The organism is Dysosmobacter sp. Phy (assembly GCF_054476235.1).
In genome coordinates this window covers 2185267-2210336 of record NZ_CM136997.1, presented here as the reverse complement: position 1 = coordinate 2210336, position 25070 = coordinate 2185267, and the positions used below count along the sequence as shown (strand labels likewise).

The following is a 25070-nucleotide window of genomic DNA, read 5'->3' as shown; positions in this document are numbered from 1 at the left end:
GGGCTCAGCCTCCCGTCGACATCATCATATCCATCAGACTGGAGGCCTGGTTCTCGATCAGGACGATGTCGCCCTCCTCCAGGCCGCTCGTCACCTCGATGTACATATCGTCGTTGCGGCCCAGGGTCACCTCCCGGGTCTCCAGCTTGGTGATGTCCGCCACGGCGGTGTTGTCGGCGTTCATGGCGCCCTCTCCCGGCACCGTGACCACATTCCCCCGGCCCACAGCGTCCACGGGGATACACAGGGCGTTGGGGATCTCGTCGCCGATGATCTTCGCGGAGACGTTCATGCCCGGGCGCAGATCGCCGTAGTCCTCCAGGATGATGGTGACCGGATAGCTGGTGGCGCCGTTCACCGTGTTGCCGCTGATGCTGATGGTGTCTACCACGCCGGTGAAGGTCTGGCCCTCCAGGGCGTCGGCGGTGATCTCCACCTGCTGGCCCACTTCCACCTTGCCGATGTCCAGTTCGTCCACGGCCACCTCCAGCTTCAGATAGCTCAGGTCGTAGATCACCGCCAGGGTGCCGGAGGCGGCGCCGTCCACCTTGTCCCCGGCCTTGAAGTTTTTCTCAATAACGGTGCCGGCGATGGGGGAGGTGATGTTGTAGTCGTCCACGGTCCCCTGGGCCGTACCGGCGGAGAGCTGGGCGGAGGCCAGGGCCAGCCGGGCGTTTTCGATCTGGTTCCGGGTGGTCTCGGACTCCACGGTGCACAGCACGTCGCCCTTGGAGACGGTGTTGCCGGAGAGCATGTTGAGATCGTTGATGGTGCCGGAGGCCGTGGCATAGACCACGGCGGAGGCGGGCATGGCCACCGGCGTCTCGCCGTAGCTGCTGTAATTACCGATGACAGCGGAGGCGGTGAAGGCGTCGGAGACGGCGCCGGGGTTATTGAGCCGCACCCGGACGGAGACGGCCTCCTTGCCGTTGGCCGTGATGGCGCTGGAATTGGAGACATAGGTCACCGTGCCCATCTGGGAACCGTCAAAGCCGTCGATGAACACTGTGGCCTGCTGGCCGATGTAGAAGTCGGCGGGATCGGCAAAGGCGAACAGGAAGTCCATGGTCAGCTCCGTACTGGCCACCACCTTGGCGATCTGAGTACCGGCGGTGACGCTCTGGCCGTTGTGGACATAGACCTCCCCGATGATGCCGCTGAGGGGCGCCGTGGGGTGCAGGGCCTCCTGGGCCTGCTCATAGCTGAGCCGGGCCTGCTCCACGGAGATCTCCGCCCGGGACACGGAATCCTGGGCGTCGCTGCTGTCCATGGCGTAGAGCAGCGTATCCTTGCTGACCAGGTCTCCCACCTCGAAGGGGGAGTCCAGGATCTCGCCGGAGATCAGCGTGGTGACATTGTAGGAGTCCGCGGGCTCCAGCGTGGCGGTGCCGGAGACGCTGACCGTCAGATCCTGCCGGGTGGCGGTGGCCACCAGATACGCCCCCGCCAGTGTACTGTTGACGTTCTTTTTCAGGCTGGACATGCATCCGCCCACAATGGCAGCCACAATCACCAGTGCCACGCCGATCTTCAGCCAGCGCCTGCCCTTTTTGCTCTTGGGCAGATGGGGCTTCCATTTCTGCTTGGTCTCCGGCGTCTGAACCGGCGCCGGGTCCTGAACGGCCTCTTCCTTCATCAGTTCTTCCATAATGCGCTCCTTCTCTCAGTGTTCCTGCGGCTTCTTTCCCATGCCCCGCCGCAGGATCTCCAATACATTTTCCAGCCGCTCCCGGCTGCCGGGAGCGGCGCCGGCCTGCAGGCCGGCATAGACCATGGGCACCGTGGTGCTCAGCAGCACGCCCAGGATATCTCCAAGGTCCCGCTCCCGCCGCAGATCCAGCAGGTCCGGGTTCACCGCGTCCTTCAGCCGTTCCAGGATGGCCCCGGGATCCAGCATCCCCAAAAGGCCTGTTTTCTGCATTCCCTGGTTGCAGTGGAGGATGCGGGCCATAGCCCCCATCTCCCCCAGGTGCTGGGCGCCGCCCTTGGCGGCCAAGTAGTCGTACAGGTCCAGCAGGGCCTGGAAGATGTCCCCCTTCCGGCGCAGCAGCAGCTCCTCGATGACCATGACCATCTGGTCCACATAGCCCCGCAGCAGATACCGGAACAGTTCCTCCTTGTCCTGGAAGTACATATAGAAGCTGCCCCGGGGGATACCGGCCTCCTTGATGATCTGGTTGATGGAGGCCTCGTTGAAGGGCCGGCTGGAGAATTCCCGGGTGGCGGCCTCCAGCAGCTTTTCCTGTTTTTCCGGCGGCAGGTTCATAAACGTGCTGCTCGGCACGGCGCTCCCCTCCTCTCAAACAATACGATATGACGGCGCCGCTTTCTTCATCCCGCGGACATTCTGCGCCTTCCACCAGGGGGAAGGTCAAGAGAAATTTTCCGGCGGAGGAAAAGAAATATGACAACCTGTCGCTTATCATAGCCGACAGGTTGTCATATTGCAAGCCCTTCCGCGAAAATTCACAATTCCTTCACACTTCCCCGGTCTCGTACAGGGGCCTTGTCCGCTGGTAGGACTGGGGCCGGTAGGTGACAGAGGAGATCCGTTTGCCCGAGACGCCGTACTTGGGGTGGGTGCCGAAGAGGTCGATGTACCGGTCCAGATCGTCCCGCTCCGCCTCCATGGCGCCCAGCAGGGCCAGGGCCGCCCGGGCGTCGTCCACGGCCCGGTGGCTGTTGACCGCCGCGTCCTCCAGATGGAAGGCCTCGATGGCGTTGCAGAGCTTGTGGGGGTAGTCCCGCCGGTCCCGGTACACGGTCAGCAGATCCAGGAACCGGGGCGGCCCCAGCACCGCCGCCCAGCCCAGAGGCCGCAGCAGATAGTAGAGAAAGCTCAGGTCGAACTGGGCGTTGTAGGCGGCCAGCAGCGGCCGCTCCGCCCCCTCCAGCAGACGGCAGAACCGCTCCGCGGCGGCGGATTTCTCCACGCCTTCCATCTCCAGCTGCTGCGGCGTGATGCCGGTCAGGTCCGTGATGAAGGGCGGCAGGGCTCGGCCCGGGGACAGGCGGATCAGATCGTCCATGGCGCCGGTCTCCCCCTCCGCCGTCAGGCACACGGCCCCCAGTTCGATGATCTCGTCCTGAACAAAGTCGATGCCGGTAGTCTCGGTGTCGAATACGATGATGCGGTCGAACCGCTCCAGCAGCCGTGTGGTCATGGGGCCCTCCTGTCGAAAATCATTTTTTTCAGGATAGGGCGGCGGGGCGGGTTTGTCAAGGGGCGGCGTTGACTTCCGCCCCGCCGCTTTGATAAAATGGGGCCATCTTCAGGAGAGGGGGGAATCTCTGTGAAGCGCGGCCTTGACACGGCCTCCTGAACCGATCCATTTTGATTTCAGGAGGCTTTTATGAATACAAACGCAAACCTGCCCGCACACACCATAGTCGATCTGAGCGTCTGGGATCGCGGTCCGGTGTTCCGGCATTTCATCGATGACCTGCGCTGCGTCATGAGCATGACGGTGGATCTGGACGTATCCCGGCTGCTGAACAGTCTGCACAAACGAGGCCTTTCCTTCTATCCCGCCATGATCTGGATGGTGACCAGGGTCCTCAACGCCCACGACGAATTCCGGTACGGCTGGGATGATCGGAACCGGCTGGTCCTCTGGGAGCGGATCGAGCCCTATTATGCCGATTTCCGCCCGGACAGGCAAACTTTCGTCAAGCTGGTGACACCCTTTGACCCGGATCCGGCGCTCTTTCACCGCCGTTTCCTGAAGGATCGGAAGCGGTATGCGGCTCTGGACCACTTCGATCAGATGGATGTGCCGCCCAACACCTTTGACATATCCTGCCTGCCCTGGATCCGGTACCGCAGCTTCGATATGCACATTTTCGACAGCGGCACCTACCTGGGGCCGGTGGTCACCTGGGGAAAGTACGAGCCCGTGGGGGAGCGGGTCCTGATGCCCCTCTCCCTCAACATTCACCATGCGGTGGCGGACGGGTTCCACCTGTCCCGGTTTTTCCTGGAGCTTCAGGAGCTGGCGGACTGTATGTAAGCTGAAACAGGGCGGGAGGCCATAGGCCTCCCGCCCCGTTTTCTGCTCAGTAGTTGAATTTGTCGATGGCGACGCTGGCGCAGTAGTCCGCCTTCAGCGCCTGGAGCTTGGCGAACAGCTCCGTCTGGCAGTGGGCCTGCTGAAGCTCCGGCGTCTCCCAGGTCTCCACCAGCAGCAGCGCGTCCGGGTCCTGGGCGTCGAAGTAGTAGTCGTACTTAACGTTGCCGGCCTCGCTGAGGGAGTTGGCCCGGACGCCCAGGTCCGTGACCGCCTGATAGAAGGCCTCACGCCGGCCGGGCTTGCAGTGGTAGGTGACGTTCCAAGTTAACATAATATTCCTCCTCATGCGCTCCCGCGCTTAAAAAATCATTGGGTGGTCGTCCTCCGGCGGCGGGACCAGCCGTGCCATGTCCGGCGGCAGCGGCGCCGTCAGATGCAGGCGCTCCCCGGTGACGGGGTGGGTCAGGGCCAGGGCGAAGGCATGGAGGGCGGGCCGGGGGATCAGGTCCGGGTCCTCGGTGCCGTAGAGCCAGTCCCCGGCCAGGGGACAGCCCAGGTGGGCCATGTGCAGGCGGATCTGGTGGGTCCGCCCGGTCTCCGGCACCACGGCCAGCAGACTCATCCCGTCCGCCCGGGCCAGAGTGCGGTAGGCCGTTCGGGCGGAGGCGCCGTCGGGCCGGATACAGCGCCGGACCGGCGAGGGCTCGTCCCGTCCGATGGGGGCGTCCACGGTCCCCTCCGGCGGCACCGGGCACCCCAGGCATACCGCCCGGTACTCCCGGCGAAAGTGGGGCGTATGGAGCTGCCGGCGCAGCAGGTCGTGGACATAGCCGCTCTTGGCCACCGCCATAAGGCCGGTGGTGCCCTTGTCCAGCCGGTTCACCGGGTGGAAGATGAAATCGCTCCCCCGCTGCCAGGCCAGGGCCCCGGCCACGGTGGGCGTCTCCGGCACGAAGCTGGAGGCGTGGACCGCCATGCCGGCGGGCTTGTTTACCACCAGCAGGTGGCCGTCCTCCCACACCACCGGCAGCGGCCAGTCCCCGGGCACCGCCACGGCTCTGGGCGGACGGTGGTCCCCGGTCTCCACCGTCAGCACATCGCCGGTCCGCAGGACCTGGGTGGTGCGGGCGTGGAGGCCGTTGACGGTGATGCCGTCCGGCGCATGGGCCAGGCGGGAGACGCCGTGGGAGGAGAAGTGCAGCTGCGCGCGGAGGATGTGGCGGACCGTGGCGCCGTCCTGCTCCGGCGGCAGGGTGTAGGAGATGGTCTCCATCACACCCGCCTCCTCTCCCGCAGCAGGGCCAGCCCGAAGGCCAGGCAGACGCCGCCCAGCGCCGAGAAGCCGCCCCAGAGACCGTTCCAGTACCAGGCGCCGGTATCAAACATGGCACCCAGCAGCCGCCGCCAGGCCGGCAGCCCCGCCATGATGGCAAACAGGTCGAACAGCACATATCCGCCGCCCAGCAGATAGGCCCACCGCCACCAGCGCCGCTGCCGGAAGCAGCGGAAAAACAGCGCAAGCCCCGCCAGGCACAGTCCGCCCAGCGCTGCCATGAGCCCCCAGTAGAGCGGCCCCCGCTCCGTCAGCAGCCCCATCCAGAAGCCCGCGTAGCCGGACCGGTCCAGCAGGCCCCAGATCCGGTGCAGGTGGAACAGGCCGAACAGAATAAAAAACCAGGGCTCGAAGCCCCTGATATCTTTCATGGACGCTCCTCCGTTTCACCGCTATTGTACCCTGCCGCCCCCGGCATTGCAAGGCTTTTCCCACTGGTAAAAGCCCGGCCCCCGTGGTACAATGGAACCAGTTTTGACAGGAGGAATCCCCTATGCTCTTATCCGCGGAACATCTCTCCATCAACTTCGGCAGCCGCCAGCTGCTGGATGATGTGAACCTCTACCTCAACGAGGGGGACAAGATCGGCGTCATCGGCATCAACGGCACCGGCAAGTCCACCTTTCTCAAGGTCCTCTCCGGAGCTCTGGAACCGGACGGCGGCACCATCGCCCGGAACCCCAACGTGCAGATCAGCTTCCTCTCCCAGAATCCGGACATGGACCCGGATGCCACGGCCCTGGAGCAGGTGTTCCTCCATTATCCGGCGGAATTTCGCCAGCTGAACGAATATGAGGCCAAGGCTATGCTGGACCGGCTGGGCATCCCGGACTGGAATCAGCCGGTGAGCACCCTCTCCGGCGGCCAGCGCAAGCGGGTGGCCCTGGCGGCGGCCCTGATCCACCCGGCGGACGTGCTGGTGCTGGACGAGCCCACCAACCACCTGGACAGTGAGATGGTGGCCTGGCTGGAGGAGTGGCTGCGCCGCTTCAAGGGCGGGCTCATCATGGTGACCCATGACCGCTATTTTCTCGAGCGGGTGGTCAACCGCATCACGGAGCTGGACCGGGGCAAGCTCTACCACTACGAGGCCAACTACTCCAAGTACCTGGAGCTGAAGGCAGAGCGGCTGGAGATGGCCGAGGCCAGCGAGCGCAAGCGCCAGGCCATCCTGCGGGGGGAGCGGGAGTGGATCATGCGGGGCTGCCGGGCCCGGACCACCAAGTCCAAGGAGCGCATCCAGCGCTACGAGGACCTTCTGAACCGGGATGCCCCGGAGACTGACAGCGCCGTGCAGATGGCGGCGGCCTCCAGCCGGCTGGGCAAAAAGATCATCGAGCTGACCGATGTGACCAAGTCCTTCGGGGACCGGACTGTGGTGTCCGGCTTCTCATACAATCTCCTGCGCCGGGACCGCATCGGCATCGTAGGCCGCAACGGCGCCGGCAAGACCACCCTGCTGCGGCTCCTCACCGGAGAGCTGGCCCCGGACAGCGGCACCGTGGAGATCGGGACCACGGTGAAGATCGGCCACTTCTCCCAGGAGGGCAGGGAGCTGGATCTCGAACAGCGGGTCTACGACTTCATCCACGACATTGCCGACGAGGTGAAAACCGACCAGGGCACCTTCTCCGCCAACCAGATGATGGAGCGGTTTTTGTTCCCCGGCGATCTCCAGTCCGTGCCCATCGGCCGCCTCTCCGGCGGGGAGCGGCGGCGGCTGTACCTGCTCTCCGTGCTGATGGCGGCGCCCAACGTGCTGGTGCTGGACGAGCCCACCAACGACCTGGACGTGACCACACTGTCCATTCTGGAGGACTATCTCCAGGACTTCCCCGGCCCGGTGCTGGCGGTGTCCCACGACCGCTTCTTCCTGGACAAGCTGGCGGAGCAGATCTTTGAGGTCACGGGCAGCGGCGAGGTGCGCCGCTACAGCGGCAACTGGTCCGACTGGGAGCGGGACCGGAGGGCGGAGGAGGCCCCCGCCCGGACAGAGGCGCCGAAGGAGCGCCCCCAGGCCCGCCCCCGGGAGAAGAAGCTGAAATTCAGCTTCAAGGAGCAGCGGGAGTTCGAGACCATCGACGCGGACCTGGCGGACCTGGAGGAGCAGGTGGCCGCCTGCCGGGCGGAGGAGGCTGCCTGCGGCAGCGACTATGTGCGGCTTCAGGAGGTCCAGGAGCGCCTCGCGGCGCTGGAGGCCGCCCTGGAGGAAAAGACGGAGCGGTGGATCTATCTGAACGAACTGAAGGAGCGAATCGACGGCGGTATCATGTAGGAGTCCATTCGATTTCCCGAATATAGGAAAAACAACGTGACAAATGTGACCCATTTATGCTATAATTTTTATTTGAATTTAAGACGCTTATGCCTTTGAAGGATAAATCTTCCTTTTAGGCCGTGAACCATAGGGCCGCAACCAAAATAAGAGGGTGTTTTTCATGCGCAACAATCTCACCTTCGGCGTTGAAACCATACAAAGTGAATACCGCCGCATCGATGAGAAATGGCTGCGGATCCAATACCGGCTGCTGCTGTGGCTGACCGCCTTTACCCCGGTGGCAGAAGTATTCGTGTTTCTGCTGATGTCCCATCTGGGCAGCACGAACAGTTCGCCCGGCGAGTTCCTGCTGAAGTACGTGCTGGCGCCCTGCCTCTATAACGGAATCGTCGTCCTCATAGCCACCTTCTTTATGCGCGGGTCCCTTTCCGAGCGGAAAAAGATCTACGGCCTGTCGTGCCTGATGGTGGCGATGGCTTTCGGCGTATATACTTTCCACTCCACCTTCCCTGCTCTGTACGTAATCTTTGCCATCCCCATGGTGGTGACCGTCATTTACGGCGACCGCCATCTGACCACCATTGTCAGCGCTCTGTGCCTGGTTGGCAAGGCGGTGTCCGATCTGTTTTTGTTCTGGGACCCCGCGCGGATCAGTGTACTGGCCACTGCCACCACTACTACCAATTTCTGCGTGTCCCTGCTGCTAATCGTGCTGTTTTACGTGATCTGCTGGCTGCTGCTGCGCACAGAGCAGGACAAAAACAACGTCAGCCTGAATCTGGAGCAGGAGCGGCTGCGCTATCAAAAGCGCTCCATGACCGACGCCCTGACCCAGGTGGGCAATCGCCTGGCGCTGCGGTCCGCTTTCCAGTCCATGGAGGAGCAGCAGCATCAGTATACCTTCTACCTGGCCATGATGGATCTGGATGCCTTCAAGCAGCTCAACGACACCTTCGGCCATAATCAGGGCGACCAGTACCTGCGGGCACTGGGTCTTGTTCTGCTGAATCTGTCCAACCAGAATGTTCAGTCTTTCCGCTTCGGCGGAGACGAGTTCTGTATTCTCTTCTCCGGCCTCAACCTGGTGGAGGTCCGGGACGTGTGCCAGAAATTGCAGGACAGCTTTGCCAAATCGGAGATTCACCAGCGCTGTCAGCCCGTTACCGTCAGCATCGGCATTGCGGAGTATCGTCCGGGTGAAAAGCCCTCGCTTCTGCTGGAGCGGGCCGACCGGGCCCTGTACCAGGCCAAGCAGGAGCGGGGCAGCATCGCCTTCTGCGAGTGAGAAAGTCAAAACCTCCGGCTAAGCCGGAGGCTTGAGTAGGCCCTAAAAGGGCCTGATACGGACGAAGCCCCTTAAGGGGCCCCGAAAGGTTTGCCGACTGCATTTCTTTCTCGGGCTTACCCCTTAAGGGGTTCTTTTTACGCCTTCTTGTTCTCGCGACCCGTAAACGGGTCCACAAACTCTTTCAGTCCTATCTGGTCTGCGATTTGATCTGATGCCAGTTGGTTTCGGATATACTCTGCTATCTGCTTTTTATTCCGCCCCACTGTATCCACATAATACCCTCTGGCCCAAAAGTGCCGATTTCCGTACTTATATTTCAGATTTGCATGCCGATCAAATATCATCAGACTACTTTTTCCTTTCAAGTACCCCATAATCTGTGATACACTGTACTTGGGCGGGATACTTATCAGCATGTGTATATGGTCTGGGCACGCTCTGGCTTCTATGATTTCTACACCTTTTTGCTGACACAGTTTTCTCAATATCACTCCTATATCCTGTTTTATCTGTCCATATATCTCCATCCTTCGATATTTGGGCGCAAATACGATGTGATATTGACATCTCCAACTTGTATGCTCTAAACTACTTATGTCTTTGTCTTTCACGATGAAGACCTCCCTGTTATCGTAGTTGTGTGGTCGGCAAACCACTTCTACCTCATCAGGGAGTTTTTTCTTTTTCTACTCTTCTCCTCGCTTTAAGCTATTTTTTACCCCCGGCTTAGCCGGGGGTTGCCTTTGGTACCACCAAACGGCAAACAGCGGAGCGCCTTTCGGCGTTCCGCTGTTTTTCCTTTTATTCAGGCCAGCAGCCGCAAAACCATGGTCAGTCCGTACAGCACCGGCTGGTGCAGCATATACACCAGCAGCGACCGCCGCCCCAGGGCCTCCAGCGGAGCGCACCGGCCCAGATCCGGCGCCGCCGCCAGGTGCTTCCCGGTCAGGCGGAAGAGGAAATATCCTGTGAGAAACAAAAACAGCCACGGGACCAGGGAGAAGTAATCCGTGGAGCGAAATCCGGGAAAGGGAAAGCCCAGGTAGGCGGTAGCCATGTTCCGGTAGAGCTCACCGGGAAGCGCCGCCAGACGCAGGCCCTCAAAGCCCAGGTATCCCCGGTTCACGCTCCGGGTCAGGACAAACAGCGCCGCGCTCAGCACCAGTCCCGCCCCGGCGGGCACCCGGCCCAGAGGCCGCTCCAGCAGGGCCCCCAGCAGCATGCACGAGCCCAGCAGCGTCAGCACGCCGAACCAGATCTCCTGTCCCGGCATCACCACCAGCGTCACCGCCGTCACCACGGCGCCGCAGCCGAACACCAGCCGCCCCCGCCGCCAGTGGCGGCGGCCCAGGGAGAAACTGAAGCCCGAGAGCAGGATGAAGGTCCAGCAGATGCTCTGCTGCCAGAGATAGGCGCCGCTGCTTTGGTACCAGGGCCAGTCGGCCCCCAGGATGTACACCATGTCCCAGCAGCCGTGATAGGCGATCATGCTGAGCAGGGTCAGCCCCCGCAGGGTATCCGGCAGGGCATACCGGGTCTTGTTGGGCGCGGTATTGGACACGGCCATGGGCATTCCTCCTCCGGCGGAACCTCTCACAGAGTCCGCCGGGGTCCATTATACCCTCCGCGCCCTCTCCGGGTCAAGCAGCGCACGCGCCCAAGGGCGCCCGCTCAGTCTGCGCCCCGGCCGGTCGTTCGGTCCAGCTTGTCCAGAAAGGAGGCCAGTGCGTAGCCCCCGGCGCAGCACAGCGCGGAGAGCGCCACCTCCCACCAGCCAAGATAGTCCGTAGGGACGATCACCAGAGTGGAGGCCAGTACGATGCCCAAAATACCATGATAGGCCACGGCGTAGTGGCGGCGGAAGAACCAGCTGACAAGGCGGGCCAGCAACAGCATGGTGATCACCATGCCGGGCAGACATGCCGACAGCACCAGCAGATCCAGCCGGGCCAGCCCCTCCAGCATGGGCTGGTAGAGCCCCAGTGCCATCATCACCGAGGAGGAGGTCAGGCCCGGGATCACCACGCTCATCCCCCACAGGGCCCCGCAGAAGTTATACCACCAGAAGCTGGGCTCCACCGTCACCGACAGCACCCGGCCCACATAGAACAGCCCCGCGAACACCGCTGCGGCACACGCGAAAAGGCTCACCCAGGCGGAGGTGCGGCGCCCCTCCTTTCCGGCCTCCCGGAACAGGGAGGGCACCGTGCCAATAATAAGTCCGATGAACAGCCATGTAGTCACGGCGGCGGACCAGTCCAGACACACCGCGATGCCCTTGGCCACCCCCAGAAAGCCTACGGCCCATCCTAGACCCAGGGCCGGCAGGAACCGCCAATATTGAGGGATGGCAGTCCGCGGACGGGTCAGCATCTCCATCAGCGGGCGGTAGATGCCGAACACCACCGCCAGCACGCCGCCGGAGACGCCCGGCAAAATGGCGCCGGCCCCGATCAGCACGCCGCAGAGGAAGTCCCGCAGGGCGCGGGTCTTTTCCCCTTTGTTCCACGGCTCCCCCACCGGCCTCGCCTCCGCTCCTTCAAAAATCATACAGGTATGATAGCAGTTTTGCCGGGCAGTTGCAATCCGATGCAAAGTCTGGCTGTGAAATTTCTGCCGAAATCCTTTGTCAGCGCAGTGTTTTTGTGCAAATCATCCTGAATCCAACTGGAGTTTCGACCTCTTTCTGGGCGAAAATACCCGTTGACAGAACAGACATCGCCGTGTAAACTGAAATGCAACTGAACGCCAAACAACGCAAAGACGATGAAGAGAAGAGTAGCCGGGCAGATACGGCACAGAGAGCCTCCGATGGTGGGAACGAGGCGCGGAAGGGCCCGGGGAACATGGTCTTGGAGTCGCGTGGCCGACCGCGCATGCATAGGTCACGACGGGAGCGCCCGTGACAGCGCAGAAGTGTGATGGCACTTCCAAAGGCCGTCTCCGCGAGGAGACGCGCGAATCAAGGTGGTACCACGGCGCGTACGCGCTCGTCCTTGAAGCATCTGCTTCAAGGGCTTTTTTGTTTTCCGCCTCAGTTCCCATTTTGGAAAGGAGCTTCGATACCGTGAGCGAATCCATCATCCAGATCCGAAATCTCACCAAGACCTTCGGTCAGGACGAAGGCGCTGTCCACGCTCTGGAGGACATCAGCCTGGACATCCGCCAGGGGGAGATCTTCGGCATCATCGGCCTCTCCGGCGCCGGCAAGAGTACCCTGGTCCGGTGCATGAACCTGCTGGAGCGACCCACCAGCGGCACCGTCATCGTGGACGGGAAGGACATGACGGCCCTGTCGGAGACCGAGCTGCGTCAGGCCCGCCGGTCCATCACCATGATCTTCCAGAGCTTCAACCTGCTGATGCAGCGGACGGTTTTGCAGAACGTATGCCTGCCCCTGTCCCTCAGCGGTCTGCCCAAGGCGCGGCAGAAATCCCGCGCCTTGGAGCTTCTGGACCTGGTGGGCCTGGCCGACCGGGCCGACGCCTATCCCGCCCAGCTCTCCGGCGGCCAGAAGCAGCGGGTGGCCATCGCCCGGGCCCTGGCCACGGACCCCAAGGTCCTGCTGTGCGACGAGGCCACCTCCGCCCTGGACCCCACCACCACCGCCTCCATCCTGGGCCTTTTGAAGGACCTGAACCAGAAGCTGGGGGTCACCGTGGTGGTCATCACCCACCAGATGAGCGTCATCGAGGAGATCTGCGGCCGGGTGGCCATCATCTCCGAGAGCCGCATCGTGGAGAGCGGCGCCGTCAGCGACGTGTTCCGCCATCCCAAGACCTCCGCCGCCCGGCAGCTCATCATCCCCGGCAGCGAGGCCGCCCGGAACTTCACCGGCACGGGCAAGGTCTACCGCATCACTTTCGACGGCACCACCTCCGACCAGCCGGTGGTGGCCGGCATGGTGCTGGCCTGCGGGGAGCCGGTGAACATCTGGTTCGCCGACACCCGGGACATCGACGGCAAGGCATACGGCCACATGCTGGTCCAGCTGCCGGAGAGCGAAGTGACCGCCGGACGGATGCTGTCCTATCTGGACGAGATCGGCGTCACCTACGAGGAGGAATCACAACATGCTCAGTGCTGAATTTTGGATCATGTTCGCCCAGGGCCTGTGGGAGACCGTTTACGTGACGGTGCTCTCCACCCTGTTCGCCTACATCATCGGACTGCCCCTGGGACTGCTGCTGGCGGTGACCGACGCCGACGGCCTGCGGCCCAACCCCGCTGTCAGCAAGGTGTTCGGCACCGTGGTGAACCTGCTGCGGTCCGTGCCCTTTTTGATCATGGTCTTTCTGCTCAACGGCCTTACCCGCCTCATTATCGGCACCACTGTGGGCAGCCCCGCCATGATTCCGCCCCTGGTCATCGCCGCCTTCCCCTTTGTGGCCCGGCTGGTGGAGGCCTCCGCCCGCGAGGTGGACCGGGGCGTCATCGAGGCAGCGGAGTCCATGGGCGCCTCTCCCCTTCAGATCGTGACCCGGGTGATCCTGCCGGAGGCCACCCCCTCCCTGATCACCGGCGCCACCACCGCCACCGTCACCATCCTGGGCTACTCCGCCATGGCCGGCATCCTGGGCGGCGGCGGCCTGGGCGCCATCGCCATCAACTACGGCTACTACCGCAAGGAATCCGCCATCATGTGGGTGGCCGTGGTGCTCATCGTGGTCCTGGTGCAGATTCTCCAGGGCGCGGGCAACCGCATCGCCGCCCGGTCCGACCGGCGCATCCGCTGACAGTCCGCCGCCCGAGAGCGGCTGATTGATAGATCATCCCCTGACACCATCGTTTTTTGAAAAGGAGTATTGGACATGAAGAAGTTTTTCACCCTGACCCTCAGCGCCCTGCTGGTGCTGTCCCTGCTGGCCGGCTGCGGCGGCTCTGACACCGCGTCTGCCGGTGATGCCGCCGACGGCGGCGACGCTGCTGCGGAGACCACCACGTTGAAGGTGGGCGCCAGCATCACCCCCCACGCCGAGATCCTGGAGCAGTGCAAGCCCATTCTGGCCGAGCAGGGCATCGAGCTGGAGATCGTGGAGTACACCGACTACGTCCAGCCCAACGAGGCTCTGGAAAACGGCGATCTGGACGCCAACTACTTCCAGCACATCAACTACCTCAACTGGTTCAACGGTGACTACGGCACCCACCTGGTCTCCGCCTGCTCCGTCCACTATGAGCCCTTCGGCATCTATCCCGGCAAGGCCTCCTCTCTGGAGGAGCTGAAGGACGGCGATGAGGTCATCGTCCCCAATGACGGCTCCAACGAGACCCGGGCCCTGCTGTTGCTGCAGCAGGAGGGCATCATCACCCTGAAGGACGGCATCACCGCCGCCTCCAACGCCACCGTGCGGGACATCGACTCCTACAATGTGGACATCACCATCCGCGAGATGGACGCCGCTCAGCTGACCTCCTCCCTCCAGGATGTGGCCCTGTCCGTCATCAACGGCAACTACGCCCTCCAGGCCGGCCTCAACGCCGGCACCGACGCCCTGGCCGTGGAGGACTCCCAGGGCGACGCCGCCCAGGAGTACGCCAACGTTCTGGCCGTGAAGGAGGGCAGCGAGGACAACGCCGCCATCCAGGCCCTGGTGGAGGCCCTGCACTCCGACACCGTTCGGGAGTACATCGAGAGCACATACAGCGGCGCTGTGGTGCCCCTGTTCTGATCCGGTACGGCTCTGGAAGCAGCCCGGGAAAGGCATTGCCTTTCCCGGGCTGTCTTTTATGGAGGACGCATGAAATTCCCGTAAAGTATTCGTAAAATTTTTCTGTCGGAACCGGTGGTATTTTCTTCATAGCCGTGCTAGAATGAAAAAACGTCCTCCATTGGAGGACAAATCTGAAATCATAGGAGGTCTCTGGTATGGCAGCCCGCAAGGGAACCCAATATGAGATCGATATGTGCAGCGGTCCCATTCTCTCCAAGATGCTGCTGTTCTCCGTGCCGCTGATGTGCTCAAGTATTTTGCAGCTGCTGTTCAACGCCGCGGACATCGTGGTGGTGGGCCGCTGGGCCGGGGACAACTCCCTGGCGGCGGTGGGCTCCAACACAGCTCTGATCGGCCTGCTGACCAACCTGTTCGTGGGCCTGGCCGTAGGCGCCAACACCCTGGCCGCCAAATACTACGGTGCCCGGGACCGGATGGCCCTGTACAAGACCGTCCACACCTCCATGCTGCTGAGCCTGCTGAGCGGCCTGCTGCTGGCCCTGGTGGGCGCCCTGGGTGCCCGGACCATCCTCATCTGGATGCAGACCCCGGCCAACGTGCTGGATCTGGCCACGCTGTACCTGCGGATCTACTTCCTGGGGATGCCGGCCACCATGGTCTATAACTTCGGCGCCGCCCTGCTGCGGGCAGAGGGCGACACCCGCCGCCCCCTGTATTTCCTGACACTGGCGGGCGTGGTGAACATCATTTTGAACCTGTTCTTCGTCATCGCCATGAAGCTGGACGTGGCCGGTGTGGCCATCGCCACGGTGATCTCCCAGTGCATCTCCGCAGCCCTGGTGGTCCGGTGCATGGTGAAGGACACCGGCCCCCTGCACCTGAACCTGCGGAAGCTGCACATCTACCGGGACAGCCTGGGCCAGATCCTGCGGGTCGGCCTGCCGGCTGGGTTCCAGGGCATTCTCTTCTCCATCTCCAACGTGATGATCCAATCCTCCGTCAATACCTTCGGCGAGGTCATCATGGCCGGAAACTCTGCCGCCGCCAATATCGAGCAGTTCGTCTATGTGGCCATGAACGCCCTGTATCAGGCCAACATCTCCTTTGTCAGCCAGAACCTGGGCGCCGGCAACTACCACCGCATCCGCCGGATCGTCATTCGCGCCCAGCTGTGTGTGCTGGCATTGGGGCTGGTGTTGGGCAACGCCGCCTGGCTTTTCGGCAGCACGCTGCTGGGTATCTATTCCCGCAGCGAGGCCGTGATCCAGGCGGGGCTGATCCGCTTGGGCATCTGCGCCCGGACTTACGCCCTGTGCGGCGTCATGGACGTGATGGTGGGCGGCCTGCGGGGCATCGGCTACTCGGTCATGCCCATGATCGTCTCCCTGGTGGGCGCCTGCGGGCTGCGGCTTTTGTGGATCGCCACCATCTTTCAGATCCCCCGGTTCCACACCATTCAGATGCTCTACTGGTCCTACCCCATCTCCTGGGCCATCACCGCCGCAGTTCATATCCTGTGCTTCCTGTGGGCCATGAAGCGGCTGCGCCGCCATTTCCTGCCGGAGGAGACACTGCCGGACCCCGCTTTGTAACACACGTAAAAAGACCGGCGCCGCATTAGCGGCGCCGGTCCTTTTTCACCTCACAGGCCCAGCCATTCTTTGACAGACAGCACAGCACAGGCGCACAGCATCAGCGTCACCGCCCCCTGGCCCCAGGCCAGGGAATAGCCCACGACGCCCTTCTCCCGTCCGGCCACCAGCACCAGTGACCAGAACACATACAGTGATACCCCGGCAAACACCAGGGCCACCCATCCGGACAGAGCCGGCACCAGGGCAGAGGCCGCCACGAACAGTGCAAAGCCCGCTGCGGAGACGATGGCACCCTTTTGCAGCTGCGGCACGGTGGTCAGGAAAAAGCCTTTTTTCATATATGCGCTCCTTTTGCATCAGTATCCGTTGACAATGACGTTCAGCACTTTTCCGGCCACGGTGCCCGCCACGGAGCTGCCGCCGCCGCCGTTTTCCACCAGCACCACGAAGGCGTAGGGGGCCTCCTCATTCCGCAGGAACCCGGCAAACCACGCGTGAGGCTGCTGGTCCGCGCCCACCTCGGCGGTGCCGGACTTGGCGCAGATATCCATGTTGGGAAAGCGGCTGGTGCCGTAAGTGGCCTCCACATTGTGGGCCATCATATCCGCCAGGGTGGCCGCCGTGTCCGCGGAGACCAGCCGTCCGGTGCGGCCGGTGAGATGGGGCAGGGACGGCAGGCCCAGGACGCCGGTGGTCTTGAGGATCAGGTAGGGCTCGGCGGCCTTGCCGCCGTTTGCGATGGCTCCCATGTACACCATCAGCGCCGCCGGGTTCACCAGGTCCTGATGCTGGCCCACGCCGGCCCAGCCCAGCTCCCCGGCGGTGATGCCGTCAAAGGAGAAGGTGCCGGAGGCGGTGGGCAGGCCGCTGACGGAGTAGCTGTCCGTCAGGCCCGCCTGCTCCGTGTACTTCTTCAGCGTGGAGCCGCCCAGCTCCTGGGCGATCTGGGCGAAGGCCACGTTGCAGCTGTTGGCGAAGGCGGCGTTGATGTTCTGCTGGCCGTGGGTGCCGGAGCAGATGATGGTCTCGTCCCCGATCTGGACGCTGCCCTGGCAGTCCCAGGTACGGTCGAACAAGTCCGGGATCTCCTCGATGGCCGCCGCCAGGGTCACGGTCTTGAACACAGACCCGGGGGTAAAGGTGGAGGAGAGGAAGCGGTTGAGATACGCGCCCTTGTAGCGGTCGTTGGTCAGGATGTCCTCCGGCACATTCAGAGGATCGTAGCTGGGGGCGGAGACCATGCACAGGATCTCGCCGGTCTTGTAGTTGTACACCGCCACAGTGCCGGCCTTTCCGTTCAGCGCCTCATAGGCCTCGTAGTTGTAGCGGGCATCGATGGTGAGGTACAGCTCCCGTCCCTGCTGGGCGCCGAAAGCGCCGTTGAGGAGGCTGTACCCGGTCAGCTTGTCGGCAAAGGCGTTGAGGGCGCCGGTGCCGATGTTGCCCTGGAGGTCTCCCACCGCGTGGAGGGTGGCCTTGCGGACGGTGGAGCCGTCGTAGTAGGTGCGCTTGCCGTTCTCCACCCAGCTCAGGGCGTCCCCGTCCCGGTCCAGCACCGTGCCGCTGGCAAGCTCGCCGCTGGAGTTGTACAGGTGGCGGTTGAAGGCCGAGGAGGCCCAGCTGCCGCCGCTAATGAAATACTTCACCAGAAACACACCCAGCCCCGCCGCCAGCAGCAGCGCCAGGATCAGGCACAGGATGGCCCGGCGTTCAATTTTCTTCATGGCCGTCCTCCTTTTCCGCATCCGCCCCGAAGGGATCCCCCACCGGCTCTGTCCGGCGGCGGGCCTTCTGGGTCAGCCGCCGCTGCTGGAAGCGCCGGATGGCGAAGCTGGCGTTCTCCCGGGTGTCAGTGGCCTTCAAAAAGGCCAGCAGGCCCCAAGCCGACAGCATGGCGGAGCCGCCGTTGGAGACGAAGGGGAAGGTGACGCCGGTCAGGGGCAGCAGGTCCACGGAGCCAAACACGTTCAGGCAGGTCTGGAACACCAGCAGCGACGCCGCCGCGCAGGCGGCGATGGTATAGAAGCTGGACCGGCCCACCCGGACTGCCCGGGCGGCGAAGAAGGCCAGGGTCACGATGGATCCCACCGCCAGCACGGCGATCAGCAGTCCCCACTCCTCGCACAGCATCCCGAACACCAGGTCCGTGTCCGCCGCGGCCACATTGTGGAGCCAACCGTTGCCGGCACCCATGCCCAAAAGGCCGCCGGAGGCAGCCGCCGACATGGTGCGGGTCTGCTGGTAGCCGGTGGTAGAGGCCGCCTCCCAGGCGTGGCCCCAGGTGGCAAAGCGGCTGAGGATGTAAGGCTTGAACTTGACGATGATCCCGGCGCCGAACACCGCCGCGCCGCAGATCAGCGACAGCGTGGCAAAGTCCCCGGACCGGAGGTAGGCGATCACCAGGAAGGTGACGAAGAAGATGGCCGCCGTGCCGAAGTCGCTCATGAGGCCCAGCAGCCCGATGCAAACGCCGGTCAGCACGATGAACAGCGTCAGGTTCCGCCGGCGGAACAGCCGCTCCAGCGTGGCGGAGCCGGCAAAGATATAGCAGATCTTGGCGATCTCCGAGGGCTGGAAGGAAAAGCCGCCCAGGGAGATCCAGTTGACGGCGCCGTATTTACGGCTGCCGATCACCAGCGTGATGCCCAGAAGCCCGATGGCCCCGGCGGCCATGAGCCAGCGGATCTTCTGCACCCGGCTCAGGTCCCGCAGAAACAGCCCCACCACCAAAAACAGCACCAGCCCCAGCAGCACCGCCAAAAACTGCTTGAACAGGCTCCCCGGCGCGCTGGAGGCCGTCACCGACAGCGACAGCGTGGAGAGGAAGAAGGCGATGGTCTCCAGCTCGAACCCCACGCAGCGGGTGGCCCGCAGCGCGGCGAAGTACACCCACATCACCGCCGTCAGCCCCAGAAATGCCAGGGGAATGGCGGCGGAGGCCTCCTGGCCCGCCGCCGCGATCAGCTGCAGGCAGGCCAGGACCTGGAACACCGTCAGCCACAAAAAGGAGGGCCAGATGGCCGCGGGCCGCTCCGCCTTGCGTCGGGCCTCCAGATTCTCCCGCTCCGCCACGGTCTGGGGCAAAAACACCAGGGGCACACCGCCCAGAGAGATGGTGTCTCCCAGCTTCACCGGGGCGGAGCCCTCCACCCGCTCGCCGTTGACGGCGGTGCCGCCCTTGGAATCCAGGTCATAGAGGGTCCAGCTCTCGTCCTCCCCCCGGCACAGCGCCGCGTGCTGGCGGGAGACGCTGGGGTAGTTCAGCTGCACATCCGCCGTCTTGCCCCGGCCCAGGATGTTCTCCCAGTGGGTCAGGGGCAGGGCCGTGCCGTTGGGCAGGCTCAGCTGGGCCCAGGTCTCGGGGGTGTGGGGGATCCGCAGCAGCGACTGTACCGCCCGGAACAAAATCAAAATTGCCAGCGCGGGAAACAGGAAGCGGACAAAGGCCATGTACCACTCCCCAATCATCGGGTGCGCAGCCAGCAGGCCCGTCGCCGCATCCAGAGCCGCCTGAAAAGGCGCCGTCAGCGTGGCTTCCATGCTGCATCCGCCTCCTTTCTGTAATTCATGGTATTATAGCATTTTTCCCGATGGCTGTACAGTCCCTCCTTTCCGGTCGGAATTTCCGGAATTTTGGGAATTTTCCAGGGGGGAATTTCTCTTTTTCTCTTGACCTTCCGAAAAAAATCCATTAAAATAATTAACCGGCCATAATATTTACGGGCATCCGCCCGTTCTATTTTTAAGACCGTACAACCACTTTTAGGAAAGGCCGATGGATCATGACACATCCCTACAAGACGCGGGAAGGCGGCGCCACGGTGACGATCTTCGTCCCCTATGACTGCAAGAACAACTGCCCCTTCTGCATCAATAAAGGCGAGTACGCGGACCTGACCGGCTTCTCTGCGGAGAAGATCTGCCGGAGCATCCGGCGGATGGACGCCATCACTCCGTACTGCGACTTCGTCTTTACCGGAGGGGAGCCCTTCGCGGACCTCAAGTCCCTGCAGACCATGCTGGACTGCATCCCCACCACCCACAAGGTCTATATCAACACCACCCTGCCGGTGTCCGAGCACCAGTCCGAGGCCGACATCCTGGCCTTTGCCGAGCGCAACAAGCACAAGATCACCTGCATCAACGTCTCCCGCCACATGCAGCACTATGTGGTGGAGTCCAACGACGGATTGCTTGCCAAGCTCCCGGTGCCCTTCCGGATCAACTGCGTGCTGTACAAGAATTACCCGGCCAAGAATCTGGTGCCCTATATGGAGCGGTTCCACCAGATCCCCGGCGCCTCCATCCAGTTCCGCTTTGACTACACCGCCACCACGCCGGAGAACCTCTACGACGAGGACGGCGACAAGATCCTCCAGGATCTCAAGCAGGTGGCCCGGTACACGGGGCTGGACGGCTGCCGGATGCGCTGCGGCTTCCATTTCGACTATAAGGGCATGGAGCTGACCTATCACAAGACCCTGCCCTACTCCACCATCGTGGAGACCGACCCTGTCAACGGTGTCACCTACGACATTCTGTACGATATCCTCATCAAGCAAAACGGCGACATCCACTCCGACTGGGACGGCACCCCGCTGGATGTGGACGCCTATGAAAAGGTGGTCTTTGAGCCCTACGACCTGAAGTGGCTGGCCCGGATCGCGTAAACACCAAAAGCGGCGGAACACCCGCCGCTTTTTTCTTCACAAAGGAGGCAATCATATGAAACCCATCCAAACTGTGGGCGTCATCGGCCTGGGCGCTTTGGGCGTGCTGTACGCCGACCAGCTCACCCGCGCCCTGGGAAAGGACCGCGTCCTGGTGCTGGCGGACCATGACCGGACCGAGCGCTACCGCCGGGAGGGCATCTGGTACAACGGCAATCTGTGCGACTTCCAGTACGCCGACGCCGCTCAGGTCACAGAGCCTGTGGATCTGCTGCTCTTCGCCGTGAAGTTCGGCGGGCTGGACGCGGCCGTGGAGACCTGCCGCCATCTGGTGGGGCCGGACACCCTCGTGCTGTCGGTTCTCAACGGCATCGCCAGCGAGGAGGTGCTGGGCCGGGCCTACGGCGCGGAGAAGGTAATCTGGTGCGTGGCCCAGAAGATGTCCGCCAAAAAGGAGGGCAACCGGGCCTTCTGTGATCCCACCGGAGAGCTGGCCGTGGGCCTGCCTGCCGGCGCGGACCGGGCGCCGCTGGAGCGGCTCACCGCCTTCTTTGACGCCATCGGCTTCTCCTACTCCCTGCCCGCGGACATCCGCACCCACATGTGGAGCAAACTCCTGTGCAACACCGGCTGCAACCAGGCGGCCCTGGTGTTCCAGTGCGGCTACGGCGGACTCCAGGCCCCCGGCAGGGCCCGGGACACCATGACCGGCGCCATGGCGGAGGTGGTGGCAGTGGCCGCCGCCGAGGGCGTGGCCCTGTCCCAGGCGGATATCGACAGCTGGGTCGCCATCATCGACAGCTTCCCGCCGGACGGGGAGCCCTCCATGCGCCAGGACGGCAAGGCCCGCCGCCCCAGCGAGGTGGAGCTCTTTGCCGGCACCATCCGCCGTCTGGGGGCCCGGCATGGCGTCCCCACGCCGGTGAACGACTGGCTCTACGAGCAGATCAAGGCCATGGAGGCTGCCTATTAAGCCGCAGTCTGGTCCATACAGCCCATTCTATGCACAGCGCGGAGGGGAAAATGCCCTCCGCGCTGTTTCTTACGCTTCCTCTTCTTCCGGCCGGTGCTTTTTCCGGCCCCAGCGGAACCCCCGCTTCCCCGACTCCTCCTGGATACCCTCCAGGGTCAGCAGCAGGTTGCTGCGGAACAGCAAGCCCATGAACTTCAGCAGGCCGTCCCGGGTCTCCTTGTCCAGGTCCTTCATAGCCCGGACCATGGCGCCCACGGCCTTGAAGCTGTCCGCCTTCAGATCCGTCAGCGTAGCGGCGCCGGAGGCGGAGAGCACCGTGAACATGGCTTCCACGAACTTCCCCCGCTGTTCCGGCGTCATGGTCCGGACCCAGGCGCGAAGCTCCAGGTCGCTGAGGTGGGCCTGCCGGGTCACCTGCCGCAGCGTGAGGAAATGGTCTCCCATCACCTGCCAGGAAAAGCCGTCGTGCTGGAGAAACCCCAGCTGGTCGCTGTCCACCACGGTATAGTCCTCCTCGTGCTCCAGCAGCATCCCCACCACCGAGGACTTGGGCACGATGGAGACGATCCTGTCCCCCAGCCGCCGGTGCTGGGGCAGGTCCAGGAAATCGTCCCGAAAGCCGGGGCCGTCGTTGGACCAGACGGTGTCGATCCGCCGCTGGACTGCCGCCGGGCAGAACACCCCGGCGTACACCGCCAGGTTGCCGCCCTTGGAGTGGCCGCCCAGCAGCAGACGCCGCCGGGGATACTGCCGGGCCACCTCCGCCGTATACTGGGCGGCCTTTTTCTGGGCGGGCACCTCCGGCAGCCAGGACAGGTCAAAGTCCTCCTTCCAGCCCGCCAGGGTATCGTCGGTACCCCGGAAGGACAGGTACACCCGCCCGTCCCCGGTCTCCACAGCCAGGGCGGCGAACTGCTCTCCCCGCTCCGCGTCCAGCCAATCCACAAAGCAGTTGAGACCCATGTCCCCAAAGCGGCGGGACTCCGCCATCTTCCGCAGCATCTCCGGGATGGCGTCGGGCACCAGGACCCCCATGTCGATTTTTTCGCCCTGGGAAAAGCGGGCGAAGAAGGCCTCTGCCGCCGTCCGCAGCGGTACGCTCTCCCCCATGCCCGGCGGCGGCACGATGCCGCCAAAATCCACAAAGGACACCTCCGCCAAAATGAGATTGTCCACCTCGTTGAAAGGGGCCTGGGCCAGGGTCAGGTCCCCCCGCCAGTCCAGATAATCCAGCAGATTCGCCATGGGCGGTCGTCCTCCCGTGTTTGATGATGGCTGTATTATATCCGCAAATCCGCCTCCGTACAACCCCGGGCCGGGCGGAAAATTTCCGGTCTATCCGGGACGGGCTGTTCATACAATGGACCATCACAAACGAGAGGTGGACCCCATGACAACTGAGACCTGCAATGAAGTCCTGCTGGCGGGCACGGCCCAGGACGCCCCCGCCCTGTCCCACGAAAACCACGGCGCCCGGTTCTATCGCTTTTCCCTGGAGGTGCCCCGCCTCTCCGGCCAGGCGGACGTGCTGCCGGTGCTGCTGCCGGAGGACCGGCTGCTGCCGCTGGGACCGGGGGACCCGGTCCGGATCCAGGGCCAGCTGCGCTCATTCAACAACCGCAGCGGCGTGGGCAGCCGCCTGGTACTGACGGTCCACGCCCAGGAGGCGGAAGCGGGAGACGGCGGGCCCCAGAACCACATCCGGCTCTGCGGTGCCGTCTGCAAGCCGCCGGTGTACCGGCGGACGCCTCTGGGCCGCAGCATCTGCGATTTGATGCTGGCGGTGCCCCGGCGGTACGGCCGGGCGGACTATCTGCCCGCCATCGCCTGGGGACAGGTGGCCGCCCGGTGCGCCGGGCTCCAGGTGGGGGACCCGCTGTCCCTGGAGGGCCGGGTCCAAAGCCGCCTCTACCGCAAGGTCACAGAGTCCGGCATCCAGGACCGGGTGGCCTACGAGGTGTCCATCATGCACCTGCTGGAGGAAGAGGACGCGTAAAAGAACGAGGAACGGCTTTTGCCGTTCCTCGTTCTTCATGACCGCAGCGCCCGCAAGAGCGCCGGGCGGGGATCCTCCGCTGTCTCTCCGGTGAGGTAGGCCAGGGCCTGCTCCCAGCTCTTCCGGGAAAACGCCTTCACCGGCACGGTCTCCAGCGTCCATGCCAGCCGCTGCCGGCAGACGTACCGCAGATCAGAGAGGCAGAGACACCCGCAGCGGAATGCCAGGTAGTCCAGCAGGGAGAACCCCAGCAGACTGTCCACCGTGGCCCTCTCAGCCTCCGCCGCCATGGCTCGCCTCCTCCGCCGGTGCAGGGGCGGCCTGTCCCATGAACATTCGTCGCGACCGCATCTTGTCCGCTCCTTTCCTGATGGCTCCACCGGGTCCGCCGGAAGGGGGCCGCGCCCCCCTCCGGCTCTCCGGCAGAAATAATAGACGCAGCGTATGAGTGTTCCCCATACACCACGTCTTGTCAGGTAGACAAAATGCGACCGCAGCAAAATCAAGTGCCTTTTCCCGCTTGTAAAAAGCGGACAAAGCCACTATAATGTACTTGCGGAGCAGCTTTTGCTGCTATGTATGAGTGCGTGCACACTCTACGTATGGCCGTGGGGTGTGCCAGCACGCCACGGCCGCCGCATTTATTATTTCCGTTCCTATCATATGACAAATTTCGACAAAGTGCAAGAGAGAATCAGGGGGCGCCGCGGCAGACGGCACCCCCTGATTTTTATTTGGTGGGGAAGCCGAAGGTCCCCCGCATATCGAACAAAAACCGCAGGAAGCTCTTGGGATAGACGATGAACTCCCCGTCATCCAGCATCCGCTCTACCTCCGGCCAGTCCGCCCAGCGGACCTGGGCCACCTCCTCTTCCTGGAGGCGCAGGGCGGAAAGCTCCACCTCCCGCTCCAGCAGGAAGAAGTCGTCGAAGCCGCCGTCGAAGTTCACCGTCACCGAGGGCCGCAGGCCGCTCAGGTCCAGGTCCAGGCCCAGCTCCTCCCGGACCTCCCGCTCCGCGCCCTTGCGGCTGGTCTCTCCGGCGTCCACACCGCCGCCCACGGTCACGTCCCACTTGCCGGGCCAGATGTGCTTGCTCTGGGTGCGCTGCTGGATCAGCAGCTGCCCCGCCTGATTGAACACGCACACATGCACCACCGTCCGGTATTCCCCCGGGCCTTTTCTGCCGTAGCGCTCCGCAGTCTTACCCAGGGGCACACGGTTTTCATCGTACAGATCCACCAGTTCCATGCT

At 63.4% G+C, this 25070-nt stretch carries 25 protein-coding genes; 10 read left to right on the top strand and 15 right to left on the bottom strand.

The window, feature by feature from the left end; translation table 11 throughout:
• Window positions 1-4 precede the first annotated feature (4 nt).
• The 3 genes from ACVDHE_RS10875 to ACVDHE_RS10865 form a co-directional block, all read right to left on the bottom strand.
• Window positions 5-1648 (bottom strand): efflux RND transporter periplasmic adaptor subunit, encoded by a 1644-nt coding sequence (locus ACVDHE_RS10875; protein WP_458884582.1) that lies wholly within the window; start codon window positions 1646-1648, stop codon window positions 5-7.
• Window positions 1649-1663: 15 nt separating this feature from the next.
• The gene (locus ACVDHE_RS10870) at window positions 1664-2284 is read right to left on the bottom strand and encodes a TetR/AcrR family transcriptional regulator (RefSeq protein ID WP_458884581.1); all 621 of its coding nucleotides are present in this window, start codon (window positions 2282-2284) and stop codon (window positions 1664-1666) included.
• A 193-nt stretch (window positions 2285-2477) separates the two neighbouring features.
• On the bottom strand, window positions 2478-3164 hold the full coding sequence (locus ACVDHE_RS10865) for a 3'-5' exonuclease (RefSeq protein ID WP_458884580.1): 687 nt from the start codon (window positions 3162-3164) through the stop codon (window positions 2478-2480).
• Between the two features lie 189 nt (window positions 3165-3353).
• Here ACVDHE_RS10865 and ACVDHE_RS10860 point away from each other — a divergent pair, with 189 nt between their 5' ends.
• On the top strand, window positions 3354-4010 hold the full coding sequence (locus ACVDHE_RS10860; RefSeq protein ID WP_213038110.1) for a CatA-like O-acetyltransferase: 657 nt from the start codon (window positions 3354-3356) through the stop codon (window positions 4008-4010).
• A gap of 46 nt (window positions 4011-4056) precedes the next feature.
• On the opposite strand, the gene ACVDHE_RS10855 is transcribed toward ACVDHE_RS10860, so the two are convergent.
• The 3 genes from ACVDHE_RS10855 to ACVDHE_RS10845 are packed head-to-tail and all read right to left on the bottom strand — an operon-like array spanning window position 4057 to window position 5714.
• Window positions 4057-4341 carry a putative quinol monooxygenase gene (locus tag ACVDHE_RS10855; protein ID WP_213038109.1) on the bottom strand — a complete coding sequence of 95 codons (285 nt, stop codon included), beginning with the start codon at window positions 4339-4341 and terminating at the stop codon, window positions 4057-4059.
• A 27-nt stretch (window positions 4342-4368) separates the two neighbouring features.
• Window positions 4369-5283, bottom strand: coding sequence for an RluA family pseudouridine synthase (locus tag ACVDHE_RS10850; RefSeq protein ID WP_458884579.1), 915 nt, complete (start codon window positions 5281-5283; stop codon window positions 4369-4371).
• A complete protein-coding gene (locus ACVDHE_RS10845) occupies window positions 5283-5714 on the bottom strand; it encodes a hypothetical protein (protein ID WP_325226376.1) in 432 nt (143 codons plus the stop codon). Before ACVDHE_RS10845 ends, ACVDHE_RS10850 begins: the two co-directional genes overlap by 1 nt.
• A gap of 122 nt (window positions 5715-5836) precedes the next feature.
• Here ACVDHE_RS10845 and ACVDHE_RS10840 point away from each other — a divergent pair, with 122 nt between their 5' ends.
• Window positions 5837-7618, top strand: coding sequence for an ABC-F family ATP-binding cassette domain-containing protein (locus ACVDHE_RS10840; RefSeq protein WP_458884578.1), 1782 nt, complete (start codon window positions 5837-5839; stop codon window positions 7616-7618).
• A gap of 163 nt (window positions 7619-7781) precedes the next feature.
• Complete coding sequence (locus ACVDHE_RS10835; protein ID WP_213038105.1) at window positions 7782-8906, top strand: GGDEF domain-containing protein; 1125 nt, start codon at window positions 7782-7784, stop codon at window positions 8904-8906.
• Between the two features lie 137 nt (window positions 8907-9043).
• Here ACVDHE_RS10835 and tnpA read toward each other — a convergent pair whose 3' ends face one another.
• The 3 genes from tnpA to ACVDHE_RS10820 all read right to left on the bottom strand — a co-directional run bounded on the left by tnpA (window position 9044) and on the right by ACVDHE_RS10820 (window position 11459).
• Window positions 9044-9523: an IS200/IS605 family transposase gene (tnpA, locus tag ACVDHE_RS10830; RefSeq protein ID WP_087270007.1), complete on the bottom strand. Its 480-nt coding sequence runs from the start codon at window positions 9521-9523 to the stop codon at window positions 9044-9046.
• A 191-nt stretch (window positions 9524-9714) separates the two neighbouring features.
• On the bottom strand, window positions 9715-10476 hold the full coding sequence (locus ACVDHE_RS10825; RefSeq protein WP_458884577.1) for a heparan-alpha-glucosaminide N-acetyltransferase domain-containing protein: 762 nt from the start codon (window positions 10474-10476) through the stop codon (window positions 9715-9717).
• A gap of 104 nt (window positions 10477-10580) precedes the next feature.
• Window positions 10581-11459, bottom strand: coding sequence for a DUF368 domain-containing protein (locus tag ACVDHE_RS10820; RefSeq protein WP_458884576.1), 879 nt, complete (start codon window positions 11457-11459; stop codon window positions 10581-10583).
• Between the two features lie 517 nt (window positions 11460-11976).
• On the opposite strand from ACVDHE_RS10820, the gene ACVDHE_RS10815 reads away from it, so the two are divergent.
• The 4 genes from ACVDHE_RS10815 (at window position 11977) to ACVDHE_RS10800 (ending at window position 16176) form a co-directional block, all read left to right on the top strand.
• Entirely contained in the window at window positions 11977-12996 is a 1020-nt protein-coding gene (locus tag ACVDHE_RS10815) for a methionine ABC transporter ATP-binding protein (RefSeq protein ID WP_458884575.1), read from the top strand.
• The gene (locus tag ACVDHE_RS10810; RefSeq protein WP_325226365.1) at window positions 12983-13645 is read left to right on the top strand and encodes a methionine ABC transporter permease; all 663 of its coding nucleotides are present in this window, start codon (window positions 12983-12985) and stop codon (window positions 13643-13645) included. The genes ACVDHE_RS10815 and ACVDHE_RS10810 overlap by 14 nt, the downstream gene beginning before the upstream one ends.
• Window positions 13646-13720: 75 nt before the next feature.
• Entirely contained in the window at window positions 13721-14581 is an 861-nt protein-coding gene (locus ACVDHE_RS10805; RefSeq protein ID WP_458884574.1) for a MetQ/NlpA family ABC transporter substrate-binding protein, read from the top strand.
• 197 nt (window positions 14582-14778) lie between these two features.
• Window positions 14779-16176: an MATE family efflux transporter gene (locus ACVDHE_RS10800; protein ID WP_458884573.1), complete on the top strand. Its 1398-nt coding sequence runs from the start codon at window positions 14779-14781 to the stop codon at window positions 16174-16176.
• Window positions 16177-16226: 50 nt separating this feature from the next.
• Here ACVDHE_RS10800 and ACVDHE_RS10795 read toward each other — a convergent pair whose 3' ends face one another.
• Genes ACVDHE_RS10795 through ACVDHE_RS10785 form a run of 3 tightly spaced genes read right to left on the bottom strand, consistent with a single transcriptional unit; the run spans window position 16227 to window position 19719 of the window.
• Window positions 16227-16517, bottom strand: a complete 291-nt coding sequence (locus tag ACVDHE_RS10795; RefSeq protein WP_213038099.1) for a hypothetical protein — start codon at window positions 16515-16517, stop codon at window positions 16227-16229.
• A gap of 18 nt (window positions 16518-16535) precedes the next feature.
• Entirely contained in the window at window positions 16536-17903 is a 1368-nt protein-coding gene (locus tag ACVDHE_RS10790; protein ID WP_458884572.1) for a penicillin-binding transpeptidase domain-containing protein, read from the bottom strand.
• Window positions 17890-19719 carry an FtsW/RodA/SpoVE family cell cycle protein gene (locus tag ACVDHE_RS10785; protein ID WP_458884571.1) on the bottom strand — a complete coding sequence of 610 codons (1830 nt, stop codon included), beginning with the start codon at window positions 19717-19719 and terminating at the stop codon, window positions 17890-17892. The genes ACVDHE_RS10790 and ACVDHE_RS10785 overlap by 14 nt, the downstream gene beginning before the upstream one ends.
• A gap of 242 nt (window positions 19720-19961) precedes the next feature.
• Between ACVDHE_RS10785 and ACVDHE_RS10780 the strand changes: the two genes are divergently transcribed.
• Together ACVDHE_RS10780 and ACVDHE_RS10775 are read left to right on the top strand one after the other, a co-directional pair.
• Window positions 19962-20849 carry a hypothetical protein gene (locus tag ACVDHE_RS10780; RefSeq protein WP_418725507.1) on the top strand — a complete coding sequence of 296 codons (888 nt, stop codon included), beginning with the start codon at window positions 19962-19964 and terminating at the stop codon, window positions 20847-20849.
• Window positions 20850-20904: 55 nt separating this feature from the next.
• Window positions 20905-21822: a ketopantoate reductase family protein gene (locus tag ACVDHE_RS10775; protein WP_458884570.1), complete on the top strand. Its 918-nt coding sequence runs from the start codon at window positions 20905-20907 to the stop codon at window positions 21820-21822.
• Window positions 21823-21891: 69 nt separating this feature from the next.
• Here the strand turns inward: ACVDHE_RS10775 and ACVDHE_RS10770 are convergent, their stop codons facing one another.
• Window positions 21892-23067, bottom strand: a complete 1176-nt coding sequence (locus ACVDHE_RS10770) for an Mbeg1-like protein (RefSeq protein ID WP_213038094.1) — start codon at window positions 23065-23067, stop codon at window positions 21892-21894.
• 145 nt (window positions 23068-23212) lie between these two features.
• On the opposite strand from ACVDHE_RS10770, the gene ACVDHE_RS10765 reads away from it, so the two are divergent.
• Window positions 23213-23818 (top strand): single-stranded DNA-binding protein, encoded by a 606-nt coding sequence (locus tag ACVDHE_RS10765; RefSeq protein ID WP_458884569.1) that lies wholly within the window; start codon window positions 23213-23215, stop codon window positions 23816-23818.
• A gap of 35 nt (window positions 23819-23853) precedes the next feature.
• Here ACVDHE_RS10765 and ACVDHE_RS10760 read toward each other — a convergent pair whose 3' ends face one another.
• Together ACVDHE_RS10760 and ACVDHE_RS10755 are read right to left on the bottom strand one after the other, a co-directional pair.
• Window positions 23854-24108, bottom strand: a complete 255-nt coding sequence (locus ACVDHE_RS10760) for a hypothetical protein (protein ID WP_213038092.1) — start codon at window positions 24106-24108, stop codon at window positions 23854-23856.
• Window positions 24109-24548: 440 nt separating this feature from the next.
• Window positions 24549-25067, bottom strand: a complete 519-nt coding sequence (locus ACVDHE_RS10755) for an NUDIX hydrolase (RefSeq protein WP_458884568.1) — start codon at window positions 25065-25067, stop codon at window positions 24549-24551.
• Between the last annotated feature and the right edge of the window lie 3 nt (window positions 25068-25070).

Coding starts and splice junctions, on each gene's coding strand:
- ACVDHE_RS10775 (WP_458884570.1), top strand. CDS start 20,905: ATGAAACCCATCCAAACTGTGGGCGTCATCGGCCTGGGCGCTTTGGGC.
- ACVDHE_RS10785 (WP_458884571.1), bottom strand. CDS start 19,719: ATGGAAGCCACGCTGACGGCGCCTTTTCAGGCGGCTCTGGATGCGGCG.
- ACVDHE_RS10835 (WP_213038105.1), top strand. CDS start 7,782: ATGCGCAACAATCTCACCTTCGGCGTTGAAACCATACAAAGTGAATAC.
- ACVDHE_RS10875 (WP_458884582.1), bottom strand. CDS start 1,648: ATGGAAGAACTGATGAAGGAAGAGGCCGTTCAGGACCCGGCGCCGGTT.
- ACVDHE_RS10860 (WP_213038110.1), top strand. CDS start 3,354: ATGAATACAAACGCAAACCTGCCCGCACACACCATAGTCGATCTGAGC.
- ACVDHE_RS10805 (WP_458884574.1), top strand. CDS start 13,721: ATGAAGAAGTTTTTCACCCTGACCCTCAGCGCCCTGCTGGTGCTGTCC.
- ACVDHE_RS10865 (WP_458884580.1), bottom strand. CDS start 3,164: ATGACCACACGGCTGCTGGAGCGGTTCGACCGCATCATCGTATTCGAC.
- ACVDHE_RS10840 (WP_458884578.1), top strand. CDS start 5,837: ATGCTCTTATCCGCGGAACATCTCTCCATCAACTTCGGCAGCCGCCAG.
- ACVDHE_RS10820 (WP_458884576.1), bottom strand. CDS start 11,459: ATGATTTTTGAAGGAGCGGAGGCGAGGCCGGTGGGGGAGCCGTGGAAC.
- ACVDHE_RS10790 (WP_458884572.1), bottom strand. CDS start 17,903: ATGAAGAAAATTGAACGCCGGGCCATCCTGTGCCTGATCCTGGCGCTG.
- ACVDHE_RS10810 (WP_325226365.1), top strand. CDS start 12,983: ATGCTCAGTGCTGAATTTTGGATCATGTTCGCCCAGGGCCTGTGGGAG.
- ACVDHE_RS10760 (WP_213038092.1), bottom strand. CDS start 24,108: ATGGCGGCGGAGGCTGAGAGGGCCACGGTGGACAGTCTGCTGGGGTTC.
- ACVDHE_RS10780 (WP_418725507.1), top strand. CDS start 19,962: ATGACACATCCCTACAAGACGCGGGAAGGCGGCGCCACGGTGACGATC.
- ACVDHE_RS10850 (WP_458884579.1), bottom strand. CDS start 5,283: ATGGAGACCATCTCCTACACCCTGCCGCCGGAGCAGGACGGCGCCACG.
- ACVDHE_RS10755 (WP_458884568.1), bottom strand. CDS start 25,067: ATGGAACTGGTGGATCTGTACGATGAAAACCGTGTGCCCCTGGGTAAG.
- ACVDHE_RS10825 (WP_458884577.1), bottom strand. CDS start 10,476: ATGGCCGTGTCCAATACCGCGCCCAACAAGACCCGGTATGCCCTGCCG.
- ACVDHE_RS10770 (WP_213038094.1), bottom strand. CDS start 23,067: ATGGCGAATCTGCTGGATTATCTGGACTGGCGGGGGGACCTGACCCTG.
- ACVDHE_RS10845 (WP_325226376.1), bottom strand. CDS start 5,714: ATGAAAGATATCAGGGGCTTCGAGCCCTGGTTTTTTATTCTGTTCGGC.
- ACVDHE_RS10800 (WP_458884573.1), top strand. CDS start 14,779: ATGGCAGCCCGCAAGGGAACCCAATATGAGATCGATATGTGCAGCGGT.
- ACVDHE_RS10855 (WP_213038109.1), bottom strand. CDS start 4,341: ATGTTAACTTGGAACGTCACCTACCACTGCAAGCCCGGCCGGCGTGAG.
- ACVDHE_RS10795 (WP_213038099.1), bottom strand. CDS start 16,517: ATGAAAAAAGGCTTTTTCCTGACCACCGTGCCGCAGCTGCAAAAGGGT.
- ACVDHE_RS10765 (WP_458884569.1), top strand. CDS start 23,213: ATGACAACTGAGACCTGCAATGAAGTCCTGCTGGCGGGCACGGCCCAG.